An 8,958-nucleotide genomic window follows, 5' to 3' on the forward strand; every position below is an offset into this window, starting at 1 on the left:
CCAAGGTCGAGGGGTTGGGGGAGAGTTTCTTTCAGGAAGGATTACTGAATTGGTGTTTTAGTAGTACAAAAGTCACAAAACTGCTTGTGACTTTTGTATTGTAAGTATTTAGTTTGCATAATTTGCAAGCAAAGGGCAATTATGGCAGGTTTTATATACCAAAATAAAATATTGTTGTTCAAGTCATAGTAGGGTAGGCATTGTAATGCCCACCCTACTAATTAACCTGTATTTTCAGTCAATTACAATCAGGATTTACGCAAAAATGCAGTGAAAGCCTTGATTTACCGTAGGGGCAATTCATGATTTGCTCCTACATTTCGTACTTGATGCGTAAGTCCTAACAATTACAAAACACTGTAATTTAATTAGTGCCAGGTTGTGTTGGAACAATCGGTTGTGTCGGAACAAGCGGTTGTGTTGGAACAATCGGTTGCGTTGGAGCTGGGGTAGTTTCGAGATTTGGGCTTGAACCCGTAGGTATTATAGTCTGCGGTGTAGACGAAGATGATGCACCAACAACACTATCACTAGCACTGATACAAGTATCTAACACCTGAGCAGGGGGAAGGTCGATTTGACTACTCAAGCCAACCACACACTGGCCAAAGCGCACGGGCAACAAACTACGTCCACAGTAATCTAAAACTGCCGGATTAGCTGCTTCCTTAGTACTTGAGCTGACGCCAACTACACAGGTGGCTAACTCCTCAGGACGCCGGGCCTTCCCACAATAAGAAAGCGCATCTGTCGCAGCAATTTGGGTTTGCTTATTAATTTTAACCACGCAAGAAGCCAAATCCCTTGGACGCAGTGCCTCTGCACAACCTTGTGATGCAGTTTCTGCCGTGACGCCCACTTTTAGGAGGCGACCCGCACAGACACTATAATCATTGCTGTAGGAGGCAGCAACAGCCATCTGAGGTAAGCTGGTTGTCAACCATCCAGCTATAGCCAAAACCGATACTGTTAAAATCCTGGAGGTGGAACTGGCTTGTTTGTTCTTACCTCTATTAACCACTTTTTTGCTGTGTGACATTGCCATTCTCCAAACACCCAAGGTTATGCTAACTCAAATATTTTAAAAATCCTCTGTAATCAAAGAATTTCAGCGGCAGCAAGGTATAGACATAATTAATTATGCGGAAAATTGTGTTAATATAACTGTTTGAAAGATAAGTAGGCAACGTAAAAAGTATTTCAGAGTAAGAATACTGCGTGAACCAATCTGATGATTGAGTAGCCTACGAAACTAAATAAACACAAAAAACTTATTGGCAGGAGTCCGGCGGGGCACGTCGGAATTCAGGCTTGGAAGCCAGTATGTCGGATTTACCGACTTAAAGCAACTGGCGTAAAAGTTGATGCCTCTACTTTGGTAGGATACGTCATACCAAGGCAAGCAGCCTCAAAAAACCAAGAATCCCTTGATGATAAATCAGGGGAATGTCAGAATGGAACGTCTGGGTAAAGTTTAAACAGGATTAGATTAAGGAAACTCATGTCCCGATATAGAGGGCCACGCCTCAGAATTGTACGCCGCTTGGGCGATTTACCAGGATTGACTCGTAAAAGCGCCAGACGCGCTTACCCACCAGGTCAGCATGGTCAGAACCGCAAGAAGCGCTCTGAGTATGCTATCCGTCTAGAGGAAAAGCAAAAGCTCCGCTTCAACTACGGTTTGACTGAAAAGCAATTACTGCGCTATGTGCGGAAAGCCAGACGTGTTACTGGTTCTACCGGACAAGTGCTGCTGCAATTGTTAGAAATGCGCTTGGATAATACGGTTTTCCGCTTGGGTATAGCCCCGACTATCCCCGCAGCTCGTCAACTGGTGAATCACAGTCACGTAACTGTTAACGGTCGTGTGGTTAATATTGCCAGCTACCAATGCCGTCCTGGCGAAGTAATTGCAGTCAGGGATCGGGCACAATCACGGAAGTTGGTGGAAGCTAACTTGCAATATCCCGGTTTGGCCAACCTCCCCAGTCATTTGGAGTTTGACAAAAATAAGTTGGTTGGTAAAGTCAACAGTGTTATTGAAAGGGAATGGGTGGCACTACAAGTTAATGAACTACTTGTGGTGGAATACTACTCACGACAAGCGTAAGCAGTTAGGAGAGACGCGATTAATCGCGTCTGTAAAGGAGTTATGAGTTATGAGTTGAAAGACGATAATTCCTAACTCCTCACTTCTAACTCCCAACTATTTTCATCCGCCAATTTGCGACATAGTTCGGGTATATGTACCTACAATGCCAGAATCGCGCTCTTTAAAATTAATTTCTGGCTTGATTCCGAGTAAATGCCTCACCTGCTCTTGTAATTGAGCGGTGCTGATCCCAGAACGCAGAGCAGTTTTTAAATCTATTTGACCAGTTTCATTCAATAAACAGGGACGCAGCCAGCCATCGGCACTCAGGCGCATCCGGTTACAACGATCGCAAAAACATTCTGACATTTGACTAATAAATCCCAGTGTCCCCTTCGCACCGGGAATTTTAAAGACATCAGCAGGGCCAGCACCACGAACTTGAGATTCTGTCAAGCCCCAATGATCGCGGATTTGTTGTCGTAAATCGGCTGAAGATACCCAACCGCGATCGCCAAACAAATGCATATTACCAATGGGCATAAATTCAATAAATCGGACGTGCCACTGTTTGTCAATTGTCAGGGCGGCTAAATCTAGAACTTCGTGATCGTTGACGCCAGGAATTACCACTACATTCAGCTTCAGTGGGTCGAATCCGACGTTATGAGCAGCTTGAATCCCCTGCCAAACTTGTTGCCAACGAGAACGACCCTGATTACCGATAATTTGGTCAAAAATGTCGGGATCAAGAGAGTCAAGACTAATATTAATTCGTCGCAGACCTGCATTGTAAAGGTTTTGTGCCATCGGAGCCAGCAAAAACCCGTTGGTGGTCATTGAGAGGTCTTGAGTTTGGGGGAGAGTTGCGATCGCGCTGACCAAATCCACCACACCGGGACGCAATAAGGGTTCACCCCCAGTCAAACGAAACTGATTAAAGCCGACTGGAATAAATACCTCTTGAATTAAGGTGAGCAGCTCCTCATCAGTTAACAGCTGTTGCTTGAGAATATAGTCCAGTTCTACTCCCTCTGGCATACAGTATTGACAACGAAAATTGCAGCGATCAATTAAGCTAATGCGGAGGTAATCTACCTGGTTCATCGTTTTATTTTTATTGTCTCTGATTAATTAAAGACTTCACCGAATTTTAGATTTTAAATTTTGGATAATGTAATTGAATAATTCAAAAGCGTTCGACTAAGCGCTGACGCCATACTCCTACGGGGATCTTGCTACGCGTAGCGTTCCGCAGGAAAGTCCAAAATTTAAAAAGGTCTGAAAGCAAGGGAATTTAAACGCGAGAACAAATCTAAAATTCTTGCTCGATAGCCCCTGCATTCATGCGACGTGGCTCAATCCAAAATCTAAGTTGCGCTGTCAGCGCACCTTTGGTGCGACCCAAAATCCAAAATTGAGTTCTAGATGTGGTTTACCCCTTTCTACTATATTTGCTGTAATTCAAAATACCGTACTCCCCCTTAAGTGAGAGTTCACAGATTGTGGCATAATAAGCCGATCGCATCCACTAGTTAGTCATCAATCGTGCAAGACACCGACTCCATCAACGACCTTGCTGCTGCTTTACAGCAGCCAGCAGATATTACCTTTGAACTGCCCGATCCAGAAGATGAACAGATTCTAGAGTCAGATTTTCAAGAGCAGCTAGAAATAGCTTGGCAGGTATGCGATCGCTTTGATTTGCAAACTGAAATCTGGCGGGGGCGAATTTTACGGGCTATCCGCGACAGAGAGAAAGTCGGTGGTGACGGACGTGGTACTGGCTTTCTGCGATGGCTAAAAGAACGGGAAATCAGCAAAAGTCAAGCTTATGCCTGGATTCAATTGGCGAATAGTGCCGATACTCTGATCGAAGACGGTAAACTTGACCCCGCATCTGTGAACAACTTCAGCAAACGGGCTTTTGTTGAAACCTCCAAAGCATCGCCCCAAGTGCAACAGATGGTGAGTGAAGCTGCACAAAAAGGCGATCGCATCACCAGGCGGGAAGTGCGTCAACTCAGCGATGAATGGACAGCCATGTCCTCAGATTTGCTACCAGAAGCAGTTAAGGAAAAAGCAGCAGATAACACCCTTCCCCCACGCTACATCGCCCCACTGGTGAAGGAAATGGAAAAACTGCCAGAATCGCACCAAAAATTTATTCAAAAGGAAATTGCTGCTAACCCCGATGTGGATACCCTGAAACAGGTAACCACCGAAGCGCGTAACTTGGCGAAATATCTCAAAGGGGCGGCTCAAGTCCAGGCGTTGACGCAGGAAGATGTTGACATTGAAACAGCCTTAGAAGAAGCGCAAAGAGTCGGCTGTTTGAGCATTGCTGCTGATTTAGTCAATCAAGCATCCCAAATTGAACAAACGATCGCTAAACTCTACATGACTTGGAAACGGATCGGTAATTTAGCCGATCGATTATATGTAGATACTGGCGCAAGTACACCCAACTTGCGATCGCTCCTCAATTGCTTGGAACCTCTGGGTGGTGAAATCATGGAATTGCAACTTAGTGGTGCGACTGAACACACTATTCGTTTGCAAATTCAGGAGACAAGTTAGAAAATAGCGCTCTTCTATAACTCTCACCAGATAAAAATTAGAATTAGTCAGCCAGCGATCGCATTTGCCCTCACTGAAAGCTTGGAACTGGGGTGTGAAAGTAAATCGCACTAGCTATTGGTTGCGCTGGTGGGATGAAACCGGGCAATTGCTGCTGTGGGGAGTAGAACGATTACAACAAGAGCAGCAATTGCGATCGCGCATGGCTGCGAAGTTACGAAAATTAAACATTGATCCAGAGACAGTTTAATTTATAACCTTTTCGCTCTTTTTGAACCACAATCCCCTACCCTATGGCTTGATTTGCTATTTTAGCGATCGCATTTGCTATTTTGGCGATCGCATTTGCTATTTTGGCGATCGCATTTGTTATTTCGGGGTACGCATTTGTTATTTCGGGGTACGCAATTGTTATTTCAGGGTACGCATTTGTTATTTCGGCGATGTCTACAGTGGTCACTAAGCTTGTCGTATCCCTACGGGGAAGCAAGCTACGCGCAGCGTCTTGTAGAGAAGTGCTGGCTACGCCTACGCAATTGCTGATTGCGTTCATCCTAAAACAACTTAAGACAAAGACCTCTAAGAGGTTTTACTACCAAAACCTGTCCTTTTCCAACTCAAAGAGGGACAGGCTTGAACTTTAGTTTAAGGTAGGGAGAATCGTAGGTTGGGTTGAGGAACGAAACCCAACATTTTCAGTGGTTTGTTGGGTTTCACTTCGTTCAACCCAATCTACGCGGTTTATGGTTTTTGACGCTAACCCAAGCGTATTGGTTTATCGAACTCATGTCTACTTAGCAGCGCAAGATGCAGTGTTGAGCCAAGAGTTATGGGGCGTCGCCGTGGGTACTTGAGCAACCAGAACCACGTTCCCATTGGCATTTATAACCCACCCTTGGGCTTCCACAATTTGAGTAGGGTCATTGACAGAATTAACTTTCTGTGATTTTTTGTCTGTGTTTCTCTGTGCCTGAACAACCGCTCTTTTCGGAATACTGTCAGCATGATTCTGACTTTCTGGAGAGAGTGTGATCCAATCTGCCAGCACCGCATCATCAGCTATCAATGGCTGCGTGGGATCGGCTATTAGTCCTCCACGCCCAGTCCTAATAAATGAACTCCTGGCTATTTTTGTACCAGAATTACAATCAGCAACAATTTGCTTTGAAGCATCAACCAGATTTACGGGCAGTTCCACCAATCCCCTACTGGGGTCAGCATCTGGTGAGTTGATTTGGACTTTGCCGTTTAATCCAAACTCGGAACTGGCAGTAATGTCACTATAATTAGTCGGTTTTTCTCTATATTGCGTGCCTATGACACCAAGAGCGTCGATTTTGACATTACCACCATTGCCACCGACAGCATTAGCACTGATATCACTATTTTCACTGGGGACAGCGAAGATGAAGCCATTAGGTACTTTGATGGTGATATTACCGCCATTTCCATTACCCCCTGCATTAGTGGTTATTTGACTGTTGTGCCGCATTCCTAATCCTAATAAGTCCCACACATGTAGCTTAATATCCCCGCCCCGACCTGACTCACTATTAGATGTGATTTGTCCTTTGTTGTCTAAAAGTATGGAGCGAGCAGTTACATTTAGATTGCCAGCTGCTCCTATTTCGTAGGTTAAATCATTTTGAAATTCGCTGCTTACAGTTACTACAGCCCCGTCCCGAACAATCAATTGCCCTGTAGTCAGCGTCAAGTCTCCAGCAGATCCAAAACCTTGTGTAGAAGCAAATAAGCCACTGAGCCTAGAACTATTTCCTGGGATTCCAACTAATTCTACAGACTCGGAGGCGTTCACAGTCAGATGTCCTCCTTGTCCTTTAGCTGGTATAAATTCGCCAGAAGCTGACATAGAACCGGCAGAATCTGTTAGTACCCTTGCCCCACCTTCGATATGCAACCTTCTAGTAGTGATAGTTATATCACCAGCATTTCCATTACCTGCTGTTGCACTAAACAATCCGCTTGCCAAAAAATTATTATTATTTGGTAAAGGGGATTGAATGGAGGCACCGCCGATCAGTTCTACAGAATCTGAGGCGTTTACGGTCAATAGCCCAGCAGAACCCGAACTCATACGATTACTATTAATTACTATTTGTGCACCATCGCGAACAATTAACTTCGTAGTAGTAATTGTTAAGTCTCCAGCATTTCCGATGCCGAGATTCCTTGTTCTCAAGGAGGTGCCAGAACCAATCAGTTCTACGGAGTCTGAGGCAGTTACCGTCAAATTTGCTCTTGGTTGCAAGCCCAGAGTATTAGCCAAAATAATTGAACCTCCATCAAGTAGCAAACGCCTACCTTGCACCTGGATATTGCCGCCCCCCTCGCCACTGACATCTACGTAAGACGGAGTATTAGTTCGCTGAATTAGTTGAATGTTTTGAAAATTCTGGACACCATCATATCCCAAACTCCAAGCTTGGTTTATTGGGTTCAGACTGACCTTAACCAGACTATTGCCAGCGACACTTCCTAGTTCAATTCGTCCCGACCTTGCCGTTAAATTTCCGCCCTCCAGCGTTATGTCACCACCCACAAGTGCCAAGGTTTTGCCTGTCTGCACTTGTAAACCAACAGGGAATCCCAAACTATTAGTTGCACCATCTAAACTAGGTACTTGGGATTTATTGTAAATAGGAGCCGCACTTGCTCCAAATTGTAAGCCAAAGGGAACACTGACTGTGAGCAGAGGTATAGTTTGGGGATCTATGGCACTAAATTTTGTACCATCAGCAAAGTTTAGACTACTCGCCGTGCTTGCAATAAATGAACCGCCGATTTGTAAAGAAGCATTGGGACCAAAAATGATTCCATTGGGATTAATTAGAAACAGATTAGCTGTATTTTTAGCTTTAATGATGCCTTCAATATTAGAAATAGACTTCCCCGTTACCCTGCTAATAATGTTTTGAATTCCGACAGGATTTCTAAACTCAGCAGTAGTTCCATCACTTACAGAAAACTCTTTAAAACTGTGGAATAAATTGCTTCCTACTGGGGTTCCACCTTCAATAATTCTGATATTGTTACCCTCTGCTGTAACTTGAGAATTAGTAGGTAGAGTATTATCTTCAATAATTTGAGCTATAGCAGAGTTTGCATGGAAAGTTATTATACTAATTATTACAACTCTTAGCCATCTATACCAATCCCCAACATTACTCATACCAAAATATTGCACCACACTACTTAACAATTCAAAATTCACGCATTCAAACATTTTAGACATTTTCAGACGGGGATTTAAACCCCGACTGAAACTGATCGGAAGCTCCGTGGCTCCGACTCCGCACTTCGTATAGACGTAGGGGTCTTAAACCCTTTAATTTACGATAAAAGTTTATTTAGGGACAAACCCACCCGCCATCTGGACAGCAGGGTAAGTGGTCATACCATACACATCCCATTGGTTTCATTTTCTGACCTGAAATTGCTAACAATAATTCATTAACTTGTTTGTCGCCAACAGCATCACTAAATTTCATCTGAGTTAAGTCGAGAATGCACTGAACCTTAAAAATTTCTTGTCCTGATATGCCATATTTCTTCAGAACTTCACCAAAATTAGAGTTCTTCAGTATATTACTCAATTCATTCTTAATGTCGTCTTCTAATTGCTGTAATGTTTGAGGATTAATGACTGCTTGCTGTGAAGTTTGAGATTCCATAAATTTTACTTTCCTTGCAGATTGGTAAATGTGTGAACTTATCTTGTCATGCACTAAATTAACTTCAATTCGATTAGTACAGTTTGGCAACGAAGGAATCAACGATACAGAGTCTAGAGTGGCATGAAAGCATTAGGTTTCTAAAGCTCTTGCAAACTCCGATAATTATGAATTCAGCTTGGCTAGTAATAATTACGTATTGTGTTACAAAACTTCATATATTTCTGTTGGATTTCCTTAAAGCATTGATGAATCTGGCTACTGACCATTAATCACTCAAGAGGATTGAGTCATTAATACCTCCTCAACTCTCACACTCTGCTTATGATTTAGATAAGCCCACAAGCTAAAGCCTTACCATTACCCATTTCATCTTTCTCATCCCGCCAGCAAATTAAATATGTTTTTTGTGTGGGTGTTGAGGATGATGGAATCTGCGATACCTTTCCTGCGGAACGCTACGCGAACCGTGGGCTACGCCAATGCACCCACAGCTTAAATTTATTACAAAGGGCGATCGCTTGTATAAAGGTTATAGCGAATCAGCGATGTCTACGACGGGCTACGCCAACGCACCCATCGCTGAGTTTAGTA

General features: G+C 43.6%; 8 protein-coding genes. 3 read left to right on the plus strand and 5 right to left on the minus strand.

Annotated elements, in window-relative coordinates:
* Window positions 1–364: 364 nt before the first annotated feature.
* Window positions 365–1,045: a hypothetical protein gene (locus Q0541_RS14495; RefSeq protein ID WP_298911414.1), complete on the minus strand. Its 681-nt coding sequence runs from the start codon at window positions 1,043–1,045 to the stop codon at window positions 365–367.
* Between the two features lie 456 nt (window positions 1,046–1,501).
* Between Q0541_RS14495 and rpsD the strand changes: the two genes are divergently transcribed.
* The gene (gene rpsD / locus Q0541_RS14500; RefSeq protein ID WP_298911415.1) at window positions 1,502–2,110 is read left to right on the plus strand and encodes a 30S ribosomal protein S4; all 609 of its coding nucleotides are present in this window, start codon (window positions 1,502–1,504) and stop codon (window positions 2,108–2,110) included.
* A gap of 102 nt (window positions 2,111–2,212) precedes the next feature.
* Here the strand turns inward: rpsD and moaA are convergent, their stop codons facing one another.
* The gene (gene moaA / locus Q0541_RS14505; RefSeq protein ID WP_298911416.1) at window positions 2,213–3,199 is read right to left on the minus strand and encodes a GTP 3',8-cyclase MoaA; all 987 of its coding nucleotides are present in this window, start codon (window positions 3,197–3,199) and stop codon (window positions 2,213–2,215) included.
* Between the two features lie 441 nt (window positions 3,200–3,640).
* Here moaA and Q0541_RS14510 point away from each other — a divergent pair, with 441 nt between their 5' ends.
* On the plus strand, window positions 3,641–4,672 hold the full coding sequence (locus Q0541_RS14510) for a hypothetical protein (RefSeq protein WP_298911417.1): 1,032 nt from the start codon (window positions 3,641–3,643) through the stop codon (window positions 4,670–4,672).
* Window positions 4,673–4,736: 64 nt separating this feature from the next.
* Window positions 4,737–4,922: a hypothetical protein gene (locus Q0541_RS14515; RefSeq protein ID WP_298911418.1), complete on the plus strand. Its 186-nt coding sequence runs from the start codon at window positions 4,737–4,739 to the stop codon at window positions 4,920–4,922.
* A gap of 36 nt (window positions 4,923–4,958) precedes the next feature.
* Here Q0541_RS14515 and Q0541_RS14520 read toward each other — a convergent pair whose 3' ends face one another.
* The 3 genes from Q0541_RS14520 to Q0541_RS14530 all read right to left on the minus strand — a co-directional run bounded on the left by Q0541_RS14520 (window position 4,959) and on the right by Q0541_RS14530 (window position 8,364).
* Window positions 4,959–5,225, minus strand: a complete 267-nt coding sequence (locus tag Q0541_RS14520) for a hypothetical protein (RefSeq protein ID WP_298911419.1) — start codon at window positions 5,223–5,225, stop codon at window positions 4,959–4,961.
* 237 nt (window positions 5,226–5,462) lie between these two features.
* On the minus strand, window positions 5,463–7,862 hold the full coding sequence (locus tag Q0541_RS14525) for a filamentous hemagglutinin N-terminal domain-containing protein (protein WP_298911420.1): 2,400 nt from the start codon (window positions 7,860–7,862) through the stop codon (window positions 5,463–5,465).
* Between the two features lie 178 nt (window positions 7,863–8,040).
* Entirely contained in the window at window positions 8,041–8,364 is a 324-nt protein-coding gene (locus tag Q0541_RS14530) for a hypothetical protein (RefSeq protein WP_298911421.1), read from the minus strand.
* Between the last annotated feature and the right edge of the window lie 594 nt (window positions 8,365–8,958).

The organism is uncultured Nostoc sp. (assembly GCF_937863485.1).
Lineage (GTDB): Bacteria > Cyanobacteriota > Cyanobacteriia > Cyanobacteriales > Nostocaceae > Nostoc.

Coding starts and splice junctions, on each gene's coding strand:
- rpsD (WP_298911415.1), top strand. CDS start 1,502: ATGTCCCGATATAGAGGGCCACGCCTCAGAATTGTACGCCGCTTGGGC.
- Q0541_RS14520 (WP_298911419.1), bottom strand. CDS start 5,225: ATGAACGCAATCAGCAATTGCGTAGGCGTAGCCAGCACTTCTCTACAA.
- moaA (WP_298911416.1), bottom strand. CDS start 3,199: ATGAACCAGGTAGATTACCTCCGCATTAGCTTAATTGATCGCTGCAAT.
- Q0541_RS14525 (WP_298911420.1), bottom strand. CDS start 7,862: ATGAGTAATGTTGGGGATTGGTATAGATGGCTAAGAGTTGTAATAATT.
- Q0541_RS14530 (WP_298911421.1), bottom strand. CDS start 8,364: ATGGAATCTCAAACTTCACAGCAAGCAGTCATTAATCCTCAAACATTA.
- Q0541_RS14495 (WP_298911414.1), bottom strand. CDS start 1,045: ATGGCAATGTCACACAGCAAAAAAGTGGTTAATAGAGGTAAGAACAAA.